We start from the raw sequence: 23368 nt of genomic DNA on the forward strand, positions 1-23368 counted from the left end.
CTGCTGCAATCGAATGAATTACCGCCATCAAAGACGAAGTGCCAGCATAAAGAAAACGTAAAGGAGCCTGAACATGACTGAGAATTCGAAAACCGCGCTGGTGGTCAGCGCCCATTCCGCTGATTTCGTCTGGCGCGCTGGCGGCGCGATTGCGCTGCATCAGCAACAAGGTTATCGCGTGCACGTAGTCTGCTTTTCGTTCGGCGAGCGCGGCGAATCCGCCAAACTTTGGCGCAAAGGCGAAATGACGGAAGAGAAAGTTAAGCAGGCTCGCCGTTCGGAAGCCCAGGCCGCTGCCGATATCCTGGGCGCGAGCATTGAGTTTTTCGATCTGGGTGACTATCCGTTACGCGCCGATAAAGAGACGCTATTCCGCCTGGCGGATGTCTATCGCCGCGTGCAGCCACATTTCGTGCTGACCCACTCGCTGCACGACCCTTACAACTATGACCATCCCATGGCGACCAACCTGGCGCAGGAAGCGCGCATCATCGCGCAGGCTGAAGGCTATCGTCCGGGCGAGAAGATCGTTGCCGCGCCGCCGGTTTACTGCTTTGAGCCGCACCAGCCAGAACAGTGCGGCTGGAAGCCAGATGTACTGCTGGATATCACCAGCGTATGGGATAAAAAATATGCCGCTATCCAGTGCATGGCCGGTCAGGAACACCTGTGGGAATACTACACGCGCGTGGCCCAGCAGCGAGGCGTGCAGGCTAAACGCAACGTCGGCATCACGGCAGCCCGCGACATCATTTACGGCGAAGGCTATCAAAGCATCTTCCCACGCGTGACGGAGAATCTGGCATGAACAGTCTCGGACGCAAAGGTGTAGTCGTACGCCATATTCAACGAGCAAATCCGGCGGATCTCGCTTCGCTGGCCGCCTCCGGCGTGGCGACGGTACATGAAGCCCAGGGACGCAAAGGCCTGCTGGATCCCGCTATTCGCCCGATCCAGCAGAATAAAAGCCTGGCGGGCAGCGCGGTAACGGTACTGCTGGCACCGGGCGATAACTGGATGTTTCACGTCGCCGTCGAACAGTGCCAGCCGGGCGATATGCTGGTAGCGGTGCCGACCTCGCCCTGCGTAGATGGCTTCTTTGGCGATCTGCTGGCAACTTCGCTCCAGGCGCGTGGCGTCATTGGGCTGATTGCCGATCATGGCGTGCGCGACTTACGAACGCTACGCGAAATGGGCTTCGGCGTCTGGTCACGGGCCGTTTACGCTCAGGGCACGGTAAAGGAAACGCTGGGCTCGGTTAACGTGCCGGTAATCTGTGCCGGACAGTTGATTATGCCAGGCGACACCATAGTTGCGGACGACGATGGCGTAGTTGTAGTCGCCCGCGCCGAAACCGCGCACATTGCAGAGAAAGCGCGCCAGCGCGAAGAGCTGGAAGAGAGCAAGCGCGCACGAATGGCGGCTGGCGAGCTGGGGCTGGATATTTACCGGATGCGCGCACGGCTGGCAGAGAAAGGCCTGCGTTATGTAGAAACGCTTGAGGATCTGGAGGAATAGCATGCGTCAGCGCCGAATTCCCTGTTTATTGATGCGCGGCGGCACCTCAAAAGCCGCCTGCTTTCTGGCTGAGGATCTGCCGCAGGATAAAGATCTACGCGATCGCGTGCTGCTGGCGGTAATGGGATCGCCGGACAGCCGACAGATCGACGGCCTAGGCGGCGGCGATCCGCTGACCAGCAAAGTCGCCATTATTCGCCGTTCGGCGCGCCAGGATGCCGATGTGGATTATCTCTTCGCTCAGGTCAATGTCGATCGCGCCAGCGTCGATTACGGCCAGAATTGCGGCAATATTTTGGCGGCGGTTGGCCCCTTCGCGCTTGAGCGCGGTCTGGTTAAGGCCAGCGCTTCCTTTACCGAAGTACGCATCTATATGGAAAACACCGGCCAGTTAGCTACGGCTCGGGTTGCCACGCCGCAGGGCGAAATCGACTACGACGGCGAACTAAAAATCGATGGCGTGCCCGGCACGGCGGCGGAAGTGCTGCTGAATTTCAGCGATATCGCCGGTTCGAGCTGCGGCGCGCTGTTGCCGACCGGCAGCGTGCGCGACGTTTTTGACGGCATTGAAGTGACCTGCATTGATAACGGTATGCCAGTCGTGCTGCTGCGTGCGGCGGATTTAGGGCGCAGCGGCTACGAAACCCGCGAGCAGCTGGATAGCGATGAAGAGCTGAAAGCGCGCCTGGAATCAATCCGTCTACAGGCCGGGCCTTTGATGAATTTGGGCGAGGTCAGCCAGCGCACGGTGCCGAAAATGACGCTGCTGGCCGAGCCACGCGCGGACGGCGCGATCAGCAGCCGAACTTTTATTCCCCATCGTTGCCACGCTTCGATCGGCGTACTTGGCGCGGTTAGCGTTGCCAGCGCCTGCGTGCTGCCAGGCAGCGTGGCGGATGGGCTGGCAAGGATCGGTAACCAACGCGACTGGCGGCTCAGCGTGGAGCATCCCACAGGCGAATTCAGCGTGCTGCTTCAATGCGACGAGCGGCACCAGCTTACCGGCGCAGGATTGCTGCGCACCGCGAGGCTGATTTTCTCCGGCGAGGTGCAAATTCCGGGCGGTATCTGGCCCTTATCGTCTGTATAACAAGGAGCAAAATTATGACTGAGATAACTTTTATCGGTTTTGGCGAGGCGGGCGCGATCTTTGCCGCCGCGCTGGCGAAACGGGCAGCGATCACGATCTGGGATCGCAAGCTGACTCAGCCTGAAACGCGCCGGGAAATGGTACCGAAAGCCGAAGCCTGTGGCGTTCGCGTGGCCCGCTCGCTAAGCGATGCGCTGCATAATGCCCGCCTGGTTTTTTCCGCCGTGACCGCTGCCGAAGCGTTAAACGTTGCTATGGCAGCGGCAGCAGATCTGCGCAGCGGCCAGACTTTCTTCGATCTTAATTCCGTAGCGCCTGCTACCAAACTGGCAGCGGCGGAATTAATCGAAGCGTCCGGCGCTAACTATATAGACGTAGCAGTAATGGCACCCGTGCCGCCAAAAGGATTACAGACGCCGCTGTTGATTGGCGGCCCGACGGCGGAGATCGCGGACGCCGCGCTACAGGCGCTGGGGTTTAACAGCCGCTATCACAGTGGTGAAGTGGGCGAGGCTTCCGCCGTCAAAATGTGCCGCAGCGTCATGATCAAAGGGCTGGAAGCACTGACTACCGAGTGTCTGAGCGCCGCCCGTGAGTATGGCGTGGAACAGGCAGTGCTGGCGTCGCTGCATGCCAGCTTTCCTTCGCTGGGCTGGGCTGGCGAGCTGCCGGATTATCTTATCAGCCGGGTCGCCGAACACGGCCAGCGCCGCGCGGAAGAGATGCGTGAAGTGGTAAAGACGCTGAAAGACGTCAATGTTTCCACAGCGATGAGCGAAGGCATCGTCAGCACGCAGCAGGGTCTGGTAGACAGGCTCAAACAGCAAGGCCTGAGCTATGCGCAGCTAACGCCGTTCCGCTGGCGGCAGGCGCTGGAGAGTCTCAAAAAAGCCTGACCGCTGTCTCCAGCCGGACGCGCATCACATTTTTACGCGCGCTGCTTTCGGAATCATTGCGCCATCGCTACAGTGAACTCATCCGACCACTTTCAGTGACCGCAATTATGAGCCTCTCTCTGTTTTCGCCTTTGGATTTAGGGTTTACGCAACTCAAGAACCGCGTGCTGATGGGTTCAATGCATACAGGTCTGGAGGAGCATCCCGACGGCGCTCGCCGTCTTGCCGCTTTTTATGCCGAGCGGGCAGCAGCGGATGTTGCGCTGATCGTTACCGGCGGTATCGCGCCTTCGCCGGAAGGCGTAGTAATGGCCGGTGCATCCGTGCTTAATCATCCTGACCAGCTTGCGCATCATCGTGTGATTACAGAGGCCGTTCATCAGGCTGGCGGCAAAATTGCGCTACAGATCCTGCACGCAGGCCGCTACAGCTATCAGCCGAACCTGGTCGCGCCTTCTGCCCTCCAGTCGCCGATTACGCCCTTTAAACCTTCTGCGCTAAGCCACGAAGCGATTCTACAGCTGATAGCGGACTTTGCGCGCTGCGCGGAACTGGCAAAGCAGGCAGGCTACGACGGCGTGGAAATCATGGGTTCCGAAGGCTACCTGATTAATCAGTTTCTGGCTGCCCGCACCAACCAGCGCGATGACCAATGGGGCGGCGATGAACAGCGGAGAATGCGCTTCGCGCTGGAAATCGTCCGCGCTGTTCGCCAGGCAGTCGGCAAGGATTTTATTATTATCTATCGCCTGTCGATGCTCGATCTGGTTGAGCAAGGCAGCACGCTGCCGCAAACGCTGAGGCTGGCGAAAGCCATTGAGCAGGCGGGCGCAACGTTGATCAATACCGGCATCGGCTGGCACGAAGCGCGTATTCCCACTATCGCTACCTCCGTGCCGCGCGGCGCTTTCGGCTGGGTCACGAAACACCTAAAACAGCATCTTGCCGTGCCGCTGATTACCACTAACCGCATTAACGATCCTAAGGTGGCGCAGGCGTTATTGGACGAAGGCTGCGCCGATATGGTGTCGATGGCGCGTCCTTTTCTTGCCGACGCGGCTTTTGTACGCAAAGCGCAACAAAACCGTAGTGATGAGATCAACACCTGTATCGGCTGCAATCAGGCCTGTCTCGACCAGATATTCGCTGGCAGGCTAACTTCCTGCCTGGTTAACCCGCGCGCCTGCCATGAAACAGAGATGATTGTGACACCCGCCGTGCAGCCCCAGAATATTGCGGTGGTCGGCGCCGGACCTGCGGGACTGGCCTTTGCCGTCAACGCCGCCGGGCGAGGCCATCGCGTGACGCTGTTCGATCAGTCTCCTGTTATCGGCGGGCAGTTCAATATTGCGCGGCAGATCCCTGGCAAAGAAGAGTTCAACGAAACGCTGCGCTATTACCGACGCCAGCTGGAGTTGAACCACGTTATGCTGCGGCTAAATCATCGCGTAACAGCAGAAGATCTGGCTGGCTATGATCGAATAGTGTTGGCGACTGGCGTATTACCGCGCACGCCGGAAATTTCGGGCATCGATCATCCCAGCGTGCTGAGTTACCTGGATGTACTGCGCGATAAAAAACCGGTCGGCAAACGGGTAGCGATTATCGGCGCAGGCGGCATTGGTTTCGATACGGCGGAGTATTTGAGCCAACAGCAAGAGACAACCAGTCAGGATATCAGCGCTTTCTGCCGCGAATGGGGCATTGACCAGACGTTACGGCAACCCGGCGGCCTCATCACAGCGGAGCCGCCGCAGCCCGTACGGCAGATCTGGTTGCTTCAGCGCAAACCCGGTAAACCCGGCGCGGCATTGGGCAAAACTACCGGCTGGATCCATCGCGCCAGCCTGCAAATGCGGCAGGTAGCGATGTGGGGCGGCGTGGAATACCTGAAAATCGACGATAGCGGGCTGCATATTCTGTATCAGGGCGAACCCATGTTATTAAGCGTGGACAATGTGGTGATCTGCGCGGGCCAGCAATCCGACCGTCGGCTGGCGGAAGAGCTGGGCGATCGGCCAGTGCATATCATTGGCGGCGCGGATCGGGCGCTGGAACTGGACGCCAGGTTTGCTATCGCCCAGGGGACAAAGCTGGCGTTAACCATTTAGTTGGTGAAAAACAGAGTGCCGCCAGGCTAAGCTCTCCAGATTATCACTCGCTGCAAAGGATGCCCGATGTCGCTTACTTACCGCTCCGCTCTGCTCTCTTCTTTTGACTGGCTGGAACACGCCTTTCAGCCCGCAGGCGAGCCGCCGCCGCCGGAAAGCGTGATGAACCGCCAGCGCCATACCGCCAGCGTTCTGCTGGACAGCGAAGCGCTGCCGATCAAAAGCCAGGAGGCGGACGGGCTGATCGGCACCGGTTCGCGTCCCGTCGCAATCTATACCGCCGATTGCCTGCCGGTGCTGATTGCCGACGATCGACAGAAGCAGGTTGCGGCCGTCCATGCCGGGCTGAACGGCGCTTTAAAAGGCGTGCTGATCAACGCTATTCGTCTGCTTTGCGAACGCGGCGCGACGCCGCAGAGCCTGTACATTGCCATTGGCCCGGCGATTGGGCCGTGCTGCTATGAACTGGGCAAGGATCGGATAGAGGCAATGCGGCAGGACGATCCGCACAGTTTAAGTTCGCTGCTGGCCTGGTCGCCGCAGCAAAGCAGCAATCAGCAGGCGCTCAGAGCGCAGGCCATCGGCACTACCCAGGGCGTCTGGTTCGATCTGCCGCTGCTGGCTAAACGTATGGCAATGCGGGAAGGCGTGCCGGAGGCGCAGATCGAGCTAAGTCAGATCTGCACCTACTGCATGGCGGAAGAGCAGGCCAGCTATCGCCGCAACGGCCATTTTCAGCATGGCTATCAGCAGCGCTATTCGTGGATCGGGCTAAGCCGCTCTGCTAGCGCAGTTTTACCGAGCGCAGAATAACGAACTTCTGGTTCGAGGCAACCGTAGTGCAGTTGCCGAACAGCTTCTTCATTTTGCGATAGTAATCAAGGTGGCGGTTGCCGACGATGCGCAGCTCGCCGCCATATTGCAGGCAGCGACGCGCATCGCGGAACATCTGCCAGGCGATATGATCGGTCAGCGTGTTCTGCTGGTGGAAAGGCGGGTTGCAGAGCACCGCGTGCAGGCGATCGGAAGGAAAACCGGCCAGCGAGTTGTTCACCGCAAAATGGCTACGTGCCAGATCCTGCGGACGATTCACTTCTACGTTCATCCGGCTGCTGGCAACCGCCATCCAGGACTCATCCACAAAGTGCACTTCCGCCGTAGGGTTCTGCTCCAGCGCCATCAGGCCGATGATGCCATTGCCGCAGCCCAGATCGACGATTTCGCCATCAATGTTGTCCGGCAAATGCGCCATAAAGAAGCGCGCACCGACGTCCAGGCCGCTGCGGGCAAAGACGTTGGCGTGATTGTGGATTCGGTAATCGGTGCCGTCCAGCGGCCAGCTGTAGGTTTCCGCGCCCTCGGCCAGTTCCGGCAGCTCTGGCGTGCAATAAATAAGACGCGCTTTTTTCACCGCCAGCGAGGTCGTGGTTTTGCCCAGCACGCGCTCAAACAGCTGTAGCGTCGAGGTATGAATATCTTTTGCTTTGCCCGCAGCGATAATCTGCGTTTCCGGCGTCACCACGCTACGCAGCGCGCGCAGCTGCTGCTCCAGCAATGCCAGGGCTTTAGGGATTTTAATCAGCACGCGAGCCGGGCTGGCGGGCAGCGCGGCCAGGCTATCCAGAAAATGCACGTCGCCTTCGTCCATGCCGTTTTCCATCAGGTTCTGCCGCGTCGCCTGCTGGCTGATCCAGGAATCACTGATGCTGTAGAGCTCTTCGCCCACCAGCGCACAGGCCAGTGCGCCAAAGGTATCATTAAAGATCAGCGTCGGGCCGTTGGCAGGCGCATCGTTCAACTGGCTCAGCAGATATTCATCAGCGGCATCCCATGCCTGTAACGGGCTTTCTTCACGCATCTGGGGAAAACGGTGCAGCGTCAGCGTGCGGTGGCTCAGTTCAAATTGGCTCATGGGATCTCCGGCTGGATAAAAATTCCCGCGAGTTATCCCTTAAAACGCGCCGACAGTAAACGTTTTTCTTGCTTTGCGAGCGTCATCACGCTTTTCCCGCCAGGGCATGCGGCAAAAAACCGACTATTTTTTTCATTACCTTATCGGCTGAAATTTCTGATTTTTTCCTGATAACCTCACCAGCCCGGCTCCCGCTTCGCTCGCGCCCAGGGTGATCCTCACCTATATATTTGATTATACGCATATAGCCGGAGCGCAGCTTGGCTGCGACCTTTACCTATGACGAGTGTCAGACCGTTTCGCTTTGAGTCCACCACGCTGTTTGTCTGGCTACTGGTCGCCGCCGCTGGTTTGACCGATGCCCTGCTCTATCTGCACAGCAAAGAGATGCTGGCGGTCTATATGACCGGCAACAGTTCCAAAATGGCGCAGTTTCTCCAGCAGGGAAATCTGGCGAAAGCGCTGCCGCTGCTCGCTATCGTGCTCGCCTTTGTGGCTGGTACGACACTGGCCGCCTGGCTGGGAAATAAGGCCAGCTCGTGGCGCGCGCCCCGCTTGCTGCTGCTGGTCGCTTTGCTGCTGGCGTTGGCCTGTCCTTTCGTCAGCGAGAAATTCGCTTTAGGCACCGTGCTGCTTATCAGCGCTGCGATGGGCGCGCTGAACCAGGTACGGCGTAGCGAGGCGGGCGTAACTTTTATCACCGGCACCCTGGTCAGGCTGGGCCGCGTGCTGGCCGCGGGCGAGTTTCGCAGCGCCGGAAGCTATGCGCTGCGCTGGCTGATTTGGGTTATCGCCGCTTTCATCGGCGCGCTGCTCGACAGCCGCTTTGCCCAATATTCTCTGCTGGCGGTGGTGCTCTGGTGCCTGTCGCTGGCAGCAATCGTCACTATTAATCACCTTGTGCTGACGCGCCGACTGAAACAGCGCGCCGCACGGCAATCTTAACTAACAGGAGAGACGCATGGCTAACTCGCAGCGCAATTACGCCCCTTCCGGCCCGGGAACCAAAGACGGCCCGACGCTGCCCGCCGCCGGAAAAGCCCTTGCGCCCAACGCCATTGATATCGGCCAGGTAAAAGAGCAGTCCGTCACCTTCGAGAACTGGAAAGGTGCCGCCGACAGGCCGGAGCCACAGCCCGCCACGCCGCTGCCGCCGGAAGAGCGTTTAGGTATCGCCATCGTTGGGCTGGGACGCCTTTCGCTGAATCAAATCCTGCCCGCGCTGAATGAAAGCCAGTTTGCGCGTGTCGTAGCGCTGGTTTCCGACCGGCCAGAAAAAGCGCAGGCGGTAGCGAAGCAGTACGGCATCGATCCCGAAGCTATCTATCGTTATGACGAAATGCAAAAGATGGCGGACAACCCAAAAATTCAGGCGGTTTATATCGTGACGCCGAATGGCCTGCACCGCGATCACGTGGTGGCGGCGGCCAAAGCGGGCAAGCATGTGCTGTGCGAAAAACCGATGGCAAATACGCCGGACGAGGCCCGCGAAATGATTGCTGCCTGTGAGCAGGCAAAGGTCAAGCTGATGATCGCCTATCGCTGCCAGCATGAGTTATTTAACGTGGAAGCCGCGCGCCTGACGCAAAGCGGCGAGCTGGGCCAGCCGCGCGTGATTGAGGCGATCACCAGCCAGGTTCAGGGGCCGGGCGAACAGTGGCGTATGCGAGCGGCGCTGGCTGGCGGCGGCGTGCTGCCCGATATCGGCCTTTACTGCCTGAACGGTGTGCGCACCATGCTGGCGGAAGATCCAATTGAGGTTTACGCGCAGATTATCAATCCAACCGATGACGATCGCTTTAGCGAGGTTGAGGAAACCATCGCCTTCACGCTGCGCTTCCCTTCGGGTGCTATCGCTAACTGTTTCAGCAGCTACGGAACTCATGAGGCGAAAGATATGCGCATCCGGCTGGAAAAAGGCTGGATCGCGCTGGATAACGCTTTTGCCTACGAAGGCCAGCGTTTACAGGTTGCGCAGCGCCACGAGCAGTCCGAACAGGTTAACGAGCTGCGGCTGTCGCCAAAAAATCAGTTTACGCTGGAGATAGACCATTTCGCGCAGTGCGTACTAAAGGATAAGACGCCTTACTCGCCGGGCGAAGAAGGCTTACAGGATCATATTTTGATGGAAGCGATCTACCGTTCCGCTCGCGAAGGCGTACCGGTGAAATTTACCCACGATTCGCCGCATCCACCGCTGAAAATAGCCGATCGCCAGGCCTGAGAAAACCAGCCCGGCGCATCAGGCCGGGCTACACCAGCGGCTTAGCCTCCTTTCAGACGGAGGCTTTTTCGATAATAGCCAAAATATCGCTGATAGTTTCATCCAGCAGCGTGCCTTCGCGATAGGCCTGAAGCTCGGCTTCGCCGCCTTTAACCACCTTTTCCGGTCTTTCGACGAAAGTGCCCACTGGCTCAAAATTTGCGTTAAGCACAACGGTGAATGGAATACGAACCTTATCCAGCGCCAGCGCGGGCAACAGAGTGCGCTCAGCGCGGCTTTTGCTGATGATCGCTTGCGATACGTTTGGCTGTAGCTCGCTGATAAACTGCATGGCGGTTACGTTGCGCTGGCAGTCAGGACACCATAATTCTGCCGCCGTCAGCAGATACCAGGCGCCGGAGATCTGCTTAATTCTTTCTTGCAGTTCAGAGGAAAGATACTCTTCCGAGGCCAGTTTCGTCCGCGCTTCCTTCACAGCGGCAATCTCACCAGCCAGCCCGGTTTTGGCGAAAGCGTCAAATTTTGCGCCCGCGCTAAACAGCTCTCTGTAGTCGATCATAATCACTCCGGGTCATTCGCTAAACCAACAGTATGCGAAAAGGCGGTCAGGCTTGCAACGCGGCCAAAGATTCGCCCGCTACCGCCTGCGCATGGTAAAATCGGCGTTTTGCCAGCTATTCATATGGGAGCGCCAGTGTCTTTACCCTATTTACAAGGTTATCCGGAGTCGCTGCTGGCTCAGGTGCGCCAGCTGATCGAACAGCGGCGACTGGGCGAGGTGCTGCAAAAGCGCTATCCCGATCTGCACGGCATCACCAGCGATAAAGCGCTCTATGACTATGCGCTGACGCTAAAGAACCAGGCACTGCGTAACGCGCCGCCGCTGAATAAAGTCATTTATGACAGCAAGATCAAGGTGATGAAGGATGCGCTTGGGCTGCATACCGCTATTTCCCGCGTTCAGGGCGGCAAGCTGAAGGCGAAAGCGGAAATCCGCGTGGCGACCGTATTTAAACAGGCGCCGGAAGCTTTTCTGCGGATGATCATGGTGCACGAGCTGGCGCATATTAAAGAGAAAGATCACAACAAGGCGTTCTACCAGCTTTGCTGCCATATGGAGCCGCAGTATCACCAGCTGGAGTTCGATACGCGCCTGTGGCTGACCGAACAGGCGCTGCGCGGCAAAGAGAGCTGACGGCAGCGCGGATCTCGCTATAAAAAATCTTTCGCTTTCTGGATCAGGCTGGTTTTGGTCAACGCGCCCAGAAATTTACGCTCAACGGGATTGTTTAATACCGGCAGCCGCTCCAGCGTCACTCTGGCGAAAGCTTCCCAGCCTTCCGTGATGGTCTGATTTTCGAAAATATAGGGGAAAGCCTCGTCCGTGACGCAACTGACCGGCGAGCTTAGCGTAATCTCCTTATCCAGCACCTTGCGCGAAATATCATGAATCGATACCGCCCCCATAAACTGCCCGGTTTCGTTGATCACATAGACAAAGCGCTCGCGCTTCAGTGAGCTAACCGCCAGCGCCTTACCAACGGAATCGTCGGGCTGAAGGGCCGCGCCGGAGACGATAAACTGCGAGATAATGCCGTTGTCGAAATCAAACTTGGCGTCCGCGCGGCTGAAGTGATTTTTGATCACCGGATAGGTGCTGCTGGAGTGCAGCTGGTAAACCACCATAAAGGCCAGCGCACAGGCGATCATGGTGGGAAACAGCAGACTGCTGTTCAGCGTCATTTCCAGCACCATCAGCATTGCCATCAGCGGCGCCTGGCTAACCGAGGCCAGTACCGCGCCCATGCCGACGGCGGCAAAGATCACCGGGTTATCGACCGGCAATCCGGCCAGCGCGGCCAGGCTGGCGACTATCACGCCCAGCAGTGCGCCGGTCAGCAGCGAAGGCGTAAACAGACCGCCGACGGCGTTAGAACCGACCGAAATCGCCGTGGCGAGCATTTTCAGCAGCAGCAGAATAATCAGTCCTTTCAGCATAAAGCTGCCGGCCATAATCTCTACTATCACCTCATAACCGTTGCCCAACACCCTGGTGCTGCCGATAGCCAGCACGCCGACCATCAGGCCGCCCAGCCCCAGCCTTAGCGGCAGGCTTTTGACGCGGCCAAAACGCTTTCTGCTCTGCGCGATCAGCCAAATCAGCATCCAGCCAATCAGCCCAGCCAGCAGGCCAATCAGCACCGTCAGCGCTATAGTAGTCGGCGTCAGCGCGAACTGCGCGTGCGAGAAAGGATAGATAGCGGAACGGTAGCCCAGCGTCGTCATGGTCAGTACCGCCACGCCAGCCGAGATAATCAGCGGGATCAGCCGCTGAAGGGCTGAAATGCCGAAAGCGATCTCCGCCACGAAAATCGCCGAGGCGAGCGGCGCGTGGTAAACAGAGGAAAGCCCGGCGGCGGCGGCCATCGCGACCACGTCCATATTTTTCAGCGGCAGTTTTTTAAAGCAGAACCGCCCCATCAGGCTGCCCGCCAGCGCTGAAAGCTGCACCATTGGCCCCTCTTTACCGATAGAGGCGCCGCTGCTGATACTGGCGATAGAAGAGAGCGCGCGGAACAGCGAGGTTCTGGTGGGCACCGCATCCAGCCGGGCGTTGATCACTTCCAGATAATCGGTGCGAACCGTGGCCTTTTGTTCAATGGCGGTGGCGTAGCGCAGAAAAAATCCGGCCACCAGCCCGCCGATGCCGACAATCAGCGGCCACGTATACCAGGGCCAGACGCCGATAGCCTGTGTGACGTCCTGGCGGCTGCTGAACAGCAGCAGGTTGATTTTTTCTATCAGCAACCGGAAACCCAGCGTCACCAGCGAAGCCGCCAGCCCCACCGGGATCGCGACCAGCATGCTGGTCCAGTTAAGCGCGTGTTTACTGCCTGTGGACATGAATTTTTCTGACCTCGCCGCCGTTAAACTGTTCTTATCGTGAGAGAGGATACGTTAAAAATCAAATGGTCAGTGCGGCCGGTGCCTTTTCGCATGCTACGCTGATACTTTATCTTCACGGCGCGGCCAGCGCGCAGCTCTGTCACTAAACCGATCGGGAAACGCCATGATCCGCTTTGCTGTTATTGGAACCAACTGGATTACGCGTCAGTTTATCGATGCCGCGCACGAAACCGGCAAAATGAAACTGACGGCGATTTACTCAAGAACGCTGCAACAGGCGCAGGCCTTTAGCCGCGACTATGCCGTCGAACATCTGTTTATCTCTCTGGAACAGCTGGCGCAGTCGGAGGCGGTGGACGCCGTTTACATTGCCAGCCCTAATGCGCTGCACTGCCAGCAGGCGCTGCTGTTTTTGCAGCATAAGAAGCATGTGATCTGCGAGAAGCCGCTTGCCTCTAACAGCCGTGAAGCGGAAGCGATGATCGCCTGCGCGCGCGATAATCAGGTCGTGCTGTTCGAAGCGTTTAAAACCGCCAGCCTGCCTAACTTTGCTGTTTTGCAACAGGCGTTGCCAAAAGTAGGCAAACTGCGCAAGGCGCTGTTCAGCTACTGTCAGTATTCATCACGTTACCAGCGCTATCTGGACGGCGAGAATCCCAATACCTTCAATCCGGCCTGGTCCAACGGCTCGATTATGGACATCGGTTTCTACTGCCTGGCGGCGGCGGTCAGCCTGTGGGGCGAACCTGCAAGCGTGACCGCTACGGCCTCGCTGCTGGAGAGCGGCACCGATGCGCACGGCACCGTGCTGCTGAACTACGGCGAGTTTGACGTTACGCTGCTGCATTCTAAAGTCAGCCAGTCCGGGCTGCCCGGCGAAATTCAGGGCGAAGAAGGCTCCCTGATTATTGAGCAGTTGGCCGACTGCCAGCAGATCCGCCTGGTGCCGCGCGGCGCAAAACCCCAGGATCTCAGTCAGCCTCAGCATATCAATCCGCTGCTTTACGAAGCGGAAACCTTCGCCCGGCTGGTGGAAAATCATGAGGTCGATCATCCGGGCCTGGCCGTCACGCGTATTACAGCGAAGCTGCTGACGGAGATCCGCCGCCAGACCGGCGTAGTTTTTCCGGCCGATTCGCTGCCCGCCGTGTAAATATTGCTAAATATTTCAGCAAAAAATTGACCGCGCCAGGCTGGCCGACTATCTTCACTGCTGCAAAGGGGAGTAACTTCTTCGTCGGTCAATCGTCACTACGGCGCGTCAGCGCCCGGTTGCCGGGCAGTCAGCATCCTGGCTGTAAGTGAGACCTTGCCGGAAGGCGAGGTTTGCTCACAACAAAATATGTGGCTGACGTCTTCCGACGTTAGCCATTTTATTTTGTACAGGATAAAACTATGAACACTGTAGGCACACCGTTACTTTGGGGCAGCTTCGCTGTCGTGGTGCTGATTATGCTGGCCGTCGACCTGCTGCTACAGGGGCGGCGCGGTGCGCAAACCATGTCGATGAAACAGGCCGCTTTCTGGTCGCTGGTCTGGATCAGCCTTTCGCTGCTGTTCGCTGCCGGTTTATGGTGGTATCTGAAAGAAACCGCCGATCCGCAAATTGCCCATACCCAAACGCTCGCCTTTCTGACCGGTTACGTGCTGGAAAAAGCGCTGGCCGTGGATAACGTTTTCGTCTGGCTGATGCTATTCAGCTACTTCTCGGTGCCCGCCGCGCTCCAGCGCCGCGTGCTGATTTACGGCGTGCTTGGCGCCATCGTGCTGCGCACCATTATGATCTTTGCCGGTAGCTGGCTGGTTTCGGAGTTTAGCTGGATCCTCTATCTTTTCGGTGCCTTCCTGCTGTTTACCGGCGTCAAAATGGCGATGGCGGGCAGCGACGAAGAAGGCGCTGTTGGCGAGAAACCCGTGGTGCGCTGGCTACGTGGCCATCTGCGCATGACGGATAATCTGGAAGGCGAAAAGTTCTTCGTGCGCCGCAATGGCCTGCTCTACGCCACGCCGCTGCTGCTGGTGCTGATCATGGTCGAGCTGAGCGATGTTATTTTCGCCGTAGACAGTATCCCGGCGATTTTCGCCGTCACTACCGATCCCTTTATTGTGCTGACCTCGAACCTGTTCGCTATCCTTGGCCTGCGCGCGATGTACTTCCTGCTGGCTAACGTGGCGGAACGTTTCTCGATGCTGAAATATGGCCTGGCTATAGTGCTGATTTTTATCGGCGTTAAAATGCTGATCGTCGATTTTTATCATATTCCGGTCGCCGTTTCGCTGAGCGTGGTTGGCGGCATCCTTGCCGTGACGCTGCTGATCAACGCCTGGGTTAACCGCCGTAACGATCGCCTGGCGCAGCGTAAATAATCTTTTCTCTCCTGTCCGGCGGCGAAACATTCATCCGCCGCCGGGCTATTTTTCGCTTCCCCTGCTATCACAATTCCTTATACTGCCTGCGCAAACACAAAGATGCCGCCTGTTCAGCGCACACGACGCTGACGCGCATTCCATCACTTTTACCGCTGGTTTTTTATATGAGTAACGAAAAAAGTCGTCCCGGTCTGCTGCAGCGTTTGCTGCAGGCTGGTCTGGTTACCCAGATCATGATCGGTCTGGTCGCTGGCGTCGCGCTGGCCTGGTTTTCCAAAGAGAATGCGCTTGCCGTCAGCCTGCTCGGCACGCTGTTCGTCAGCGCGCTGAAAGCTGTGGCGCCGCTGCTGGTTATGGTGCTGGTGATCTCCTCTATTGCTAACCATAAACAGGGACAGAAGACCAATATTCGCCCCATCATTATTCTCTATCTGCTGAGTACTTTTTTTGCCGCCGTGGTCGCGGTAGCCTGCAGCCATCTGCTGCCGCAAACGCTGACGCTGACCGCCGCCAATAATGAAATTACGCCGCCTTCCGGCATTCTGGCGGTGCTGAATGGCCTGCTGATGAGCATGGTCACCAACCCCATCGACGCGCTGATGAACGCCAACTATATCGGCATTCTGGTCTGGGCGATTGGCCTGGGCCTCGCCTTCCGTCACAGCAGCGAAACCACGCGCGTTTTCCTGAACGACGCCTCCGACGCCGTAACCAGCCTGGTGCGTGTCGTGATCCGCTTTGCGCCGCTCGGCATCTTTGGCCTGGTGGCATCAATCCTGGCCTCTACCGGCTTCTCCGCGCTTTGGCAATACGCGCATCTGCTTGGCCTGCTGCTGGGCTGCATGCTGCTGATGGCGCTGGTGATCAACCCGATTCTGGTTTACTGGAAAATCCGCCGTAATCCTTATCCGCTGGTCTTTACCTGCCTGCGCGAAAGCGGCGTAACCGCCTTTTTTACCCGCAGCTCGGCGGCCAATATTCCGGTGAATATGGCGCTGGCGAAAAAGCTGAATCTGGATGAGGATACTTACTCGGTGTCGATCCCTATCGGTGCCAATATCAGTATGGCGGGCGCTTCCATCACCATCACCGTGCTGACGCTGGCGGCGGTTAACACCCTGGGCATCCATGTGGATATCGGTACCTCGATCCTGCTTAGCCTGGTGGCCTCTATCTGCGCCTGCGGCGCTTCCGGTGTGGCGGGCGGTTCGCTGCTGCTGATCCCGGTCGCCTGCAATATGTTCGGCATTCCCAACGAGGTGGCGATGCAGGTTGTGGCCGTTGGCTTTATCATTGGCGTACTGCAGGATTCCGCCGAAACGGCACTGAACTCCTCTGCCGATATTCTGTTTACCGCGGCGGCCTGTCTGGCCGAAGAGCGCCGCGAAGAGCAGCAGGCCTGATCCTCTTTTCACCACGGCTTAGCCGCCGTGGTGAGCTTTCCTACAGCGTTACCCCGTTTTTGAAAATCGCCAGTTCACGAAAATCATTGCGCTCGTTGCAGGTCTGACGGCCATTGCTGGTGGCCACCAGCAGATCGATAAATGCCGCCAGCATTTTCTCCATCGTCACACCCTGCAGCAGTGCGCCAGCGTCAAAGTCTATCCAGTGCGGTTTTCTCGCCGCCAGCTCGCTATTAGTCGCCACTTTTACCGTTGGCACAAAGCCGCCGTAAGGCGTGCCGCGCCCGGTACTGAACAGCACCATATGGCAGCCCGCCCCGGCCAAAGCGCTGGTGGCTACGGCATCGTTACCCGGTGCGCTTAGCAGATTAAGCCCGGCCTGGCGCAGGCGCTCGCCATATCTTAATACGTCCGCCACCTGGCTCTGTCCGGCTTTTTGCGTGCAGCCCAGCGATTTCTCTTCCAGCGTGGTGATGCCGCCAGCTTTGTTGCCGGGCGAAGGATTCTCGTAAACGGGCTGGCGATGCCCGGTAAAGTAGCGCTTAAAGTCGTTCACCATCCGCACGGTTTTGTTGAAGACTGCCAGGTCGCGGCAGCGGCTCATCAGGATACGCTCGGCGCCGAACATTTCGGGAACCTCGGTTAAAACCGTTGTCCCGCCATTGGCAATCAGCCAGTCTGAAAACCGGCCCAGCAGCGGATTCGCCGTAATGCCCGAAAAGCCGTCGGAGCCGCCGCACTCCAGGCCGAACTTCAGCTCGCTCAGGCGGCCCGGCTCACGGCGATCGTAGCGCATCGCTTCATACAGGCGGTGCAGCTGCGCGACGCCCGCTTCCACTTCGTTATCATGCTGCTGCAATACCATAAAACCCACGCGGTCGGCATCGATTTCGCCCAGCGTCGCTTTAAACTGGTCAATCTGGTTGTTTTCACAGCCCAGACCTATAGCCAGCACCGCGCCCGCATTCGGATGCCGCACCATGTTTTGCAGCATAGTTCGGGTATTTTCGTGATCTTCGCCCAGCTGCGAGCAGCCAAACGGATGCGTAAAAAGATGCACGCCGTCGATATCCGCCGCGCCATTGGCCTCGCGCAGAAAGCGCGCCTGGATTTGTTTGGCAATGCCGTTGACGCAGCCGACCATCGGCAGCAGCCACAGCTCATTACGGATAGCCGCCTCGCCGTTGCGCCGCCGGTAAACCGCGATTTCGCGATCGCCCGCCTGCGCGCGCAGCGTAACGAACGCAGGTTGATAGTCATAATCTTCTTTGTCGCCAAGAGCCGTACGAAGATTATGGCTATGCACCCAATCGCCTGCTGCGATGGCGCAGGTAGCCAGGCCTATTGGCTGGCCATATTTCACTACGGGTTCAGAGACGGCCAGCGGCTCAAGCGCGAATTTATGCCCGCTGGCGATAGCCTGCCTGAGCGTAATCCTTGTGCCCTCGGTCTCCAGCACATCGCCTGCTGCGAGATCGGCCAGCGCCACGGCGACGTTATCGCTTTCGTCTATTTTGCTATAACGCGGCATTGCCTGTTCCTGTGCTTTTTCATTACTGCTTCAGGTTCCTTTGCTTTTCCGTCGCTGCTTCAAAGTTCAATGGCAAAATAGTCCTGAGCATTGTTAAAGCAGATGTTTTTTACCATCCTGCCCAGTCGCTCAATGTCTGCGGGCGCCTGGCCTTTATCTACCCAGCCGCCCAGCATGTCGCACAGCAGGCGGCGAAAATAGTCGTGTCGCGTATAGGAGAGAAAGCTGCGACTGTCGGTCAGCATGCCGACGAAACGGCTAAGCAGCCCCATTTGCGCCAGCTGCGTAAGCTGGCGCGACATGCCGTCCAGCTGATCGTTAAACCACCAGGCAGAGCCAAACTGCATTTTGCCCGGCAGGCCTTCCCCCTGAAAGTTGCCGGCCATGGTGGCGATAACCTCATTGTCGCGTGGGTTCAGGCAGTAAAGAAGGGTTTTTGGCAGTTTGCCCTGCTGATGCTGGGCGTCCAGAAGCTTTGCCAGCGGCGCGGCCAGCGGGCTGTCGTTGATAGAGTCGTAGCCGACATCCGGCCCCAGCAGCCTGAACTGACGGCTGTTGACGTTACGCAGCGCGCCGATATGGTATTGCTGTACCCAGCCGCGCCGGGTGTACTGCGCCGCCAGCCACAGCAGCACCGCCGTCGTAAACTGCGCGATTTCATGCTGGCCCGGCATCTTGCCAGCCAGCCGCCGCGCCAGAATGCTATCCAGCGTAGCCTCGTCGGCTTCGGCATACAGCACCACATCCAGCGCATGGTCGGCGATTTTGCAGCCGTGCGCGGCGAAATGATCGAGACGGCGCTCCAGCGCCTGGCAAAGATCGTGAAAGCGCACGATATTCACGTCCGCCGCTGCCGACAATTTTTGCAGATAGTCGCCAAAGCCCGCTGCCGCGAGCGTAAAGGCCTTATCGGGCCGCCAGCCCGGCACAACTTTAGTTGCGAAGCTGCCTTCTTGCGCAATCTGCCGATGGTGCCGTAAGTCATCAATGGGATCGTCCGTGGTGCAGATCAGCTTAACGTTCATCTGCCTGATGATGCCGCGGGCGCTGAAGTTCTCCTGCGCCAGCAGGCTGTTGCACCTGTGCCACAGGGTTTCCGCCGTCTCCGGCGACAATAGCTGGTCGGTTATGCCAAAGGGCCGACGGAGTTCAAGATGCGTCCAGTGATAAAGCGGGTTGCCGAGGGTATCCGGCACCGTTTTCGCCCAGGCGAGAAATTTCTCTTTATCGCCAGCCTCGCCGGTAATCAGCGCTTCCGGGACGCCATTGGCCCGCATCGCCCGCCATTTGTAGTGATCGCCCTTCAGCCAGATATCGTAGAGATTGTTGAAACGGTAGTTTTCCGCAATCTGCTGCGGCGGCAGATGGCAATGGTAATCGTAAATTGGCTGGTCAGCCGCAAAATCGTGATAAAGGCGGCGGGCAAATTCGCCCGACAGCAAAAAATCTTCATCCATAAAAATTGACATAACCTCTCCTGGGCTTTTTGCTCTTAAAATATGTCATACCAATATACGCTGAGAGACTAAAAAATATGCTTATCAGCTCACAAAACGCGCAGCGGTTTTTTTCACATCGCCGATAAGCCTGGTGTGAAATAAGACATTTCTTTGTTTTAAAAGAACAAAAATAGTTTAGCTCTGAATAAGGTCTTTTTGTGATGGCATTCAACTTTAAAAAAGGTATGACAAGTTAAGGTGGCACCGTTCAGTCGCCAGGCAACAAGGCGTTGAGCAACCCCTACGCGGGTGTCGTTATCGGCAAGCCGTCCCGCCCGACTTATGCCTTTGGCAAAACGGAGCAGGAGAAAGGATTCATGAAGAAAATAAAGGGATTACGCTGGTATATGATAGGCCTGGTCACGCTCGGCACCGTGCTGGGCTACCTGACGCGCAACACCATCGCGGTCGCCGCGCCTACGCTGGAATCCCAGTTACATATCACCACCCAGCAATACTCTTATATCGTTGCCGCCTACTCGGCCTGCTATACCCTTATGCAGCCCGTCGCCGGCTATATTCTGGATATTCTGGGCACGAAAATCGGCTATGCGATGTTCGCCATCCTCTGGGCCATTTTCTGCGGCGCCACGGCGCTGGCCAATAGCTGGGGCGGCCTGGCGCTGGCTCGCGGCGCGGTAGGCATGGCGGAAGCAGCGATGATCCCCGCCGGGCTAAAAGCCAGCAGCGAATGGTTTCCGGCAAAAGAGCGCTCAATAGCGGTCGGCTATTTTAACGTCGGCTCATCAATTGGCGCCATGCTCGCTCCGCCGCTGGTGGTCTGGGCAATCGTGGCCCACAGCTGGCAAATGGCTTTTATCATCACCGGCGTTCTCAGCTTTATCTGGGCGATCGGCTGGCTAATTTTTTATAAGCATCCGAAAGATCAAAAAAAGCTTACCGATGCGGAGCGCAGCTATATTTTGTCGGGCCAGGAGGCCCATCATCAGCAGGACAACGCCAGCAAACTCTCTACCCGGCAAATCCTTTGCAGCAGGCAGTTTTGGGGCATCGCACTCCCGCGTTTTCTTGCCGAACCCGCCTGGGGGACCTTCAACGCCTGGATCCCGCTGTTTATGTTTCGGGAGTACGGTTTTAACCTGAAAGAGATCGCGCTGTTCGCCTGGATGCCAATGTTGTTTGCCGATCTTGGCTGTATTATTGGCGGCTACCTGCCGCCGCTGTTCCAGCGGTTTTTCGGCGTGAATTTGATCGTTTCGCGTAAACTTGTTGTCACGCTGGGCGCGGTACTGATGATCGGGCCCGGTACCATCGGCCTCTTTACCAGTCCCTATATAGCGATTGTGCTGTTTTGCATCGGCGGCTTTGCCCACCAGGCTTTATCAGGCGCGTTAATCACCCTCTCTTCCGACGTGTTTGGCCGTAATGAAGTGGCCACCGCCAACGGCCTGACCGGCATGGCCGCCTGGAGCGCCAGCACTATGTTTGCGCTGATAGTCGGCGCGCTGGCAGATACGCTGGGCTTCGGCCCGCTGTTTGCCGTACTGGCCATCATGGATCTGCTGGCCGCTGTCGCCATTTGGGGGCTGCTAAGCAACAAGCCGCTCACGCGCTGTGCCGCCTATCCGGTAACCGGCTAGCGCGCTTTTCCTCGCGGGCGATAAAGTGGTATAACAGATTTATCGTCCGCCACCGGAAAAACAGCATGGTTCCCTTAGGTTCTCAGCGCCTTTATCAACAGCTTGCCGCCGATTTTAAACGTCGTCTGGAACGCGGCACCTATGCCGTTGGCGAAAAACTGCCCGCAGAACGCCTGATAGCGGAAGAGATGAACGTCAGCAGAACCGTGGTGCGCGAAGCGATCATCATGCTGGAAGTCGAGGGCTACGTGGAGGTGCGTAAAGGCTCGGGCATTCATGTAGTCTCGCAGCAGCAAAGAAACGTTGTTAATCCCGACGGCAGGCTGGAATTCGCCAGTTTCGGCCCTTTTGAGCTTTTGCAGGCCAGGCAGCTCATCGAAAGCAATATTGCGGAGTTCGCCGCTACTCAGGTTACGCCGCAGGATATTTTGCAACTGATGGCTATCCAGCAGGAAGCCAGAAAAGAAGACCGTTTCCGCGATTCAGAATGGGATCTAAAATTTCATGTCCAGATAGCTCGCGCCACGCAAAACGGCGCGCTGGCGGAAATCGTGGAAAAGATGTGGCTCCATCGCCAGTACAATCCTTACTGGCTGAAACTGCACGAACATATCGAAGATAGCGCCATGGAGAGCTGGTGCGACGACCACGAACGTATCCTCAAGGCATTGATACGAAAAGATCCGGCGGCCAGCAAACTGGCGATGTGGCAGCATTTGGAGCACACGCGTAAAATGTTGTTCGCTGCAACTTCAGATGACTTCGACACCGGCATCGATCGCTATATGTTTAGTGAAAATCCCGTTATCGCCCTCAAATCACTCTCTGAGCAGGATAATTAATATTTCTTGCAGCGGGTGCGGCGGCGGAAGGCGTCAGATAACTCACAGTTATGTCAGCCTTTGTAAAACTCCTTTTCTCGCTCTCACTGCGCCTGTACAACATCCCGAACGCGGGTTTTACTTACTCTGGTGAACGGCTGGCGAAAGAAATAACTGCCCTTTTCCGCGTTTATGCCAGGCTGAAAGCGTGCAGCGCCTGTTTTTGCCTTTGATAAAATTCATTTGTGTTAAGAAGCCGTTCAGCACGCATACTTATTATTATTAAAATGTAACGAACCTGGCCGGAACATGGCTAACAATAATGTTCAGAGAAATTTTATGGATACTTTGAAAGCGTTGGTTCACGCCCTCTGGGAGCAGGATTATGTCATGCTGGCCGATCCCACTCTGGTCTGGGCAATTTACGCTGTACTCTTTACTATTCTGTTTCTGGAAAATGGCCTGCTGCCCGCCGCCTTTTTACCGGGCGACAGCCTGCTGATCCTCGTCGGCGTGCTGATTGCCAAAGGCACCATGAATTTCCCGCTGACGCTGCTGATATTGACCACTGCCGCCAGCCTCGGCTGCTGGGTCGGCTATATTCAGGGGCGCTGGCTGGGCAATACCAGGACAGTGCAGCGCTGGCTGGCGCACCTGCCCGCGCAGTATCATCAGCGTGCGCATGCGTTGTTTCACCGTCACGGGCTTTCCGCCCTGTTGTTAGGCCGCTTTATCGCTTTTGTGCGTACCCTGTTGCCTACTATTGCCGGGCTTTCGGGCCTGAGCAGCACCCGCTTTCAGTTTTTTAACTGGGTGAGCGGTTTACTGTGGGTAGTGATCCTGACGGTGCTGGGTTTTGCGCTGGGCAGAACGCCTTTGTTTCACCGTTATGAAGACCAGCTGATGGTCTGCTTGATGCTGCTGCCGCTGGCGCTGCTGGTTTTCGGCCTCGTTGGCTCACTCTATGTTTTATGGAAAAAAAAACGCTCTATGGAGAAAGGAAACTCGTAATGAAACCTCATCTAACCCTGAAACGCGCGCTGGGCATGGCGACGCTGGCGGTCATCGCGCTTGCTGCCGTCGCCCTTTTGCCCACGCTGTTTCGTAGCGAAACTGCTTTACAGGTGCGTGCATCCCGCCAGGGCACCACGGTTCCGGATGGTTTTTTTGTTTACCAGCAGCTAAACGCCGCAGGCATTCATATTAAAAGCATCACGCCCGATCACAATTCGCTGGTGATCAAATTCGATTCGCAGGAGCAAAGCACCGCCGCCGAAAAAGTGCTGCGCCGCGTTCTGCCGGAAGGCTTTGATATCGCCCGCCTTGACCAGGCTTCGGAATGGGTCAGCCGCATCGGCTCACGTAAACAGAGCATCGGTTAAAAAACGCGCCCGGAAATCCCCTTTCCGGGCCGGCTATCCTTAAGAATCTTCTCTCTTTTTGAGCTTTCCGTATTTCGTGTCTATGCTTTATTCATCGGCGGTG

21 protein-coding genes are annotated in these 23368 nt (G+C 57.3%); 16 read left to right on the forward strand and 5 right to left on the reverse strand.

Features of this window, described 5'->3' with window-relative positions; genetic code table 11:
* The first annotated feature begins 73 nt into the window (after window positions 1-73).
* The 6 genes from galB to ACETPC_RS18915 all read left to right on the forward strand — a co-directional run bounded on the left by galB (window position 74) and on the right by ACETPC_RS18915 (window position 6428).
* On the forward strand, window positions 74-808 hold the full coding sequence (galB, locus tag ACETPC_RS18890) for a 4-oxalmesaconate hydratase (RefSeq protein WP_380184031.1): 735 nt from the start codon (window positions 74-76) through the stop codon (window positions 806-808).
* Entirely contained in the window at window positions 805-1518 is a 714-nt protein-coding gene (locus ACETPC_RS18895) for a 4-carboxy-4-hydroxy-2-oxoadipate aldolase/oxaloacetate decarboxylase (RefSeq protein ID WP_380184032.1), read from the forward strand. The genes galB and ACETPC_RS18895 overlap by 4 nt, the downstream gene beginning before the upstream one ends.
* Before the next feature lies 1 nt (window position 1519).
* Window positions 1520-2608, forward strand: coding sequence for a 4-oxalomesaconate tautomerase (locus ACETPC_RS18900; RefSeq protein ID WP_380184033.1), 1089 nt, complete (start codon window positions 1520-1522; stop codon window positions 2606-2608).
* Window positions 2609-2622: 14 nt separating this feature from the next.
* The gene (locus tag ACETPC_RS18905; protein WP_380184034.1) at window positions 2623-3504 is read left to right on the forward strand and encodes a DUF1932 domain-containing protein; all 882 of its coding nucleotides are present in this window, start codon (window positions 2623-2625) and stop codon (window positions 3502-3504) included.
* A gap of 107 nt (window positions 3505-3611) precedes the next feature.
* Window positions 3612-5615, forward strand: coding sequence for an FAD-dependent oxidoreductase (locus tag ACETPC_RS18910; RefSeq protein WP_380184035.1), 2004 nt, complete (start codon window positions 3612-3614; stop codon window positions 5613-5615).
* Window positions 5616-5681: 66 nt separating this feature from the next.
* Window positions 5682-6428, forward strand: coding sequence for a polyphenol oxidase family protein (locus ACETPC_RS18915; RefSeq protein WP_380184036.1), 747 nt, complete (start codon window positions 5682-5684; stop codon window positions 6426-6428).
* On the opposite strand, the gene rlmG is transcribed toward ACETPC_RS18915, so the two are convergent.
* A complete protein-coding gene (gene rlmG / locus ACETPC_RS18920) occupies window positions 6400-7527 on the reverse strand; it encodes a 23S rRNA (guanine(1835)-N(2))-methyltransferase RlmG (protein ID WP_380184037.1) in 1128 nt (375 codons plus the stop codon). The two genes, ACETPC_RS18915 and rlmG, sit on opposite strands and share 29 nt — an antisense overlap.
* Window positions 7528-7806: 279 nt before the next feature.
* On the opposite strand from rlmG, the gene ACETPC_RS18925 reads away from it, so the two are divergent.
* Both ACETPC_RS18925 and ACETPC_RS18930 read left to right on the forward strand, forming a co-directional pair.
* Window positions 7807-8472 carry a DUF1275 family protein gene (locus tag ACETPC_RS18925; protein ID WP_380184038.1) on the forward strand — a complete coding sequence of 222 codons (666 nt, stop codon included), beginning with the start codon at window positions 7807-7809 and terminating at the stop codon, window positions 8470-8472.
* A gap of 16 nt (window positions 8473-8488) precedes the next feature.
* Window positions 8489-9751, forward strand: a complete 1263-nt coding sequence (locus tag ACETPC_RS18930) for a Gfo/Idh/MocA family protein (protein ID WP_380184039.1) — start codon at window positions 8489-8491, stop codon at window positions 9749-9751.
* 52 nt (window positions 9752-9803) lie between these two features.
* Here ACETPC_RS18930 and ACETPC_RS18935 read toward each other — a convergent pair whose 3' ends face one another.
* Window positions 9804-10310: a thioredoxin family protein gene (locus ACETPC_RS18935; RefSeq protein ID WP_380184040.1), complete on the reverse strand. Its 507-nt coding sequence runs from the start codon at window positions 10308-10310 to the stop codon at window positions 9804-9806.
* Between the two features lie 135 nt (window positions 10311-10445).
* Here ACETPC_RS18935 and ACETPC_RS18940 point away from each other — a divergent pair, with 135 nt between their 5' ends.
* Window positions 10446-10946, forward strand: coding sequence for a M48 family metallopeptidase (locus ACETPC_RS18940; RefSeq protein ID WP_380184041.1), 501 nt, complete (start codon window positions 10446-10448; stop codon window positions 10944-10946).
* A gap of 17 nt (window positions 10947-10963) precedes the next feature.
* Here ACETPC_RS18940 and ACETPC_RS18945 read toward each other — a convergent pair whose 3' ends face one another.
* Complete coding sequence (locus ACETPC_RS18945) at window positions 10964-12655, reverse strand: chloride channel protein (protein ID WP_380184042.1); 1692 nt, start codon at window positions 12653-12655, stop codon at window positions 10964-10966.
* A 166-nt stretch (window positions 12656-12821) separates the two neighbouring features.
* Here ACETPC_RS18945 and ACETPC_RS18950 point away from each other — a divergent pair, with 166 nt between their 5' ends.
* From ACETPC_RS18950 to sstT, 3 genes are all read left to right on the forward strand, one after another.
* Window positions 12822-13811 carry a Gfo/Idh/MocA family protein gene (locus ACETPC_RS18950; RefSeq protein ID WP_380184043.1) on the forward strand — a complete coding sequence of 330 codons (990 nt, stop codon included), beginning with the start codon at window positions 12822-12824 and terminating at the stop codon, window positions 13809-13811.
* 242 nt (window positions 13812-14053) lie between these two features.
* Window positions 14054-15025: a TerC family protein gene (locus tag ACETPC_RS18955; protein ID WP_380184044.1), complete on the forward strand. Its 972-nt coding sequence runs from the start codon at window positions 14054-14056 to the stop codon at window positions 15023-15025.
* A 167-nt stretch (window positions 15026-15192) separates the two neighbouring features.
* Window positions 15193-16431 carry a serine/threonine transporter SstT gene (gene sstT, locus ACETPC_RS18960; RefSeq protein ID WP_380184045.1) on the forward strand — a complete coding sequence of 413 codons (1239 nt, stop codon included), beginning with the start codon at window positions 15193-15195 and terminating at the stop codon, window positions 16429-16431.
* Window positions 16432-16471: 40 nt separating this feature from the next.
* Here the strand turns inward: sstT and ACETPC_RS18965 are convergent, their stop codons facing one another.
* Together ACETPC_RS18965 and uxaC are read right to left on the reverse strand one after the other, a co-directional pair.
* A complete protein-coding gene (locus ACETPC_RS18965) occupies window positions 16472-17962 on the reverse strand; it encodes a UxaA family hydrolase (protein WP_380184046.1) in 1491 nt (496 codons plus the stop codon).
* A 59-nt stretch (window positions 17963-18021) separates the two neighbouring features.
* Window positions 18022-19431 carry a glucuronate isomerase gene (gene uxaC, locus ACETPC_RS18970; protein WP_380184047.1) on the reverse strand — a complete coding sequence of 470 codons (1410 nt, stop codon included), beginning with the start codon at window positions 19429-19431 and terminating at the stop codon, window positions 18022-18024.
* A 347-nt stretch (window positions 19432-19778) separates the two neighbouring features.
* Here uxaC and ACETPC_RS18975 point away from each other — a divergent pair, with 347 nt between their 5' ends.
* The 4 genes from ACETPC_RS18975 (at window position 19779) to mzrA (ending at window position 23265) form a co-directional block, all read left to right on the forward strand.
* Window positions 19779-21062, forward strand: a complete 1284-nt coding sequence (locus ACETPC_RS18975; protein WP_380184048.1) for an MFS transporter — start codon at window positions 19779-19781, stop codon at window positions 21060-21062.
* Window positions 21063-21127: 65 nt separating this feature from the next.
* A complete protein-coding gene (gene exuR, locus ACETPC_RS18980; protein WP_380184049.1) occupies window positions 21128-21904 on the forward strand; it encodes a transcriptional regulator ExuR in 777 nt (258 codons plus the stop codon).
* A gap of 318 nt (window positions 21905-22222) precedes the next feature.
* Complete coding sequence (locus ACETPC_RS18985) at window positions 22223-22894, forward strand: DedA family protein (protein WP_380184050.1); 672 nt, start codon at window positions 22223-22225, stop codon at window positions 22892-22894.
* Entirely contained in the window at window positions 22894-23265 is a 372-nt protein-coding gene (gene mzrA, locus ACETPC_RS18990) for an EnvZ/OmpR regulon moderator MzrA (protein ID WP_380184051.1), read from the forward strand. The genes ACETPC_RS18985 and mzrA overlap by 1 nt, the downstream gene beginning before the upstream one ends.
* The last annotated feature ends 103 nt before the right edge of the window (window positions 23266-23368 follow it).

Origin of the sequence: Pantoea sp. sgz302252 (assembly GCF_042610525.1) — a bacterium.
Taxonomy (GTDB): domain Bacteria; phylum Pseudomonadota; class Gammaproteobacteria; order Enterobacterales; family Enterobacteriaceae; genus Erwinia.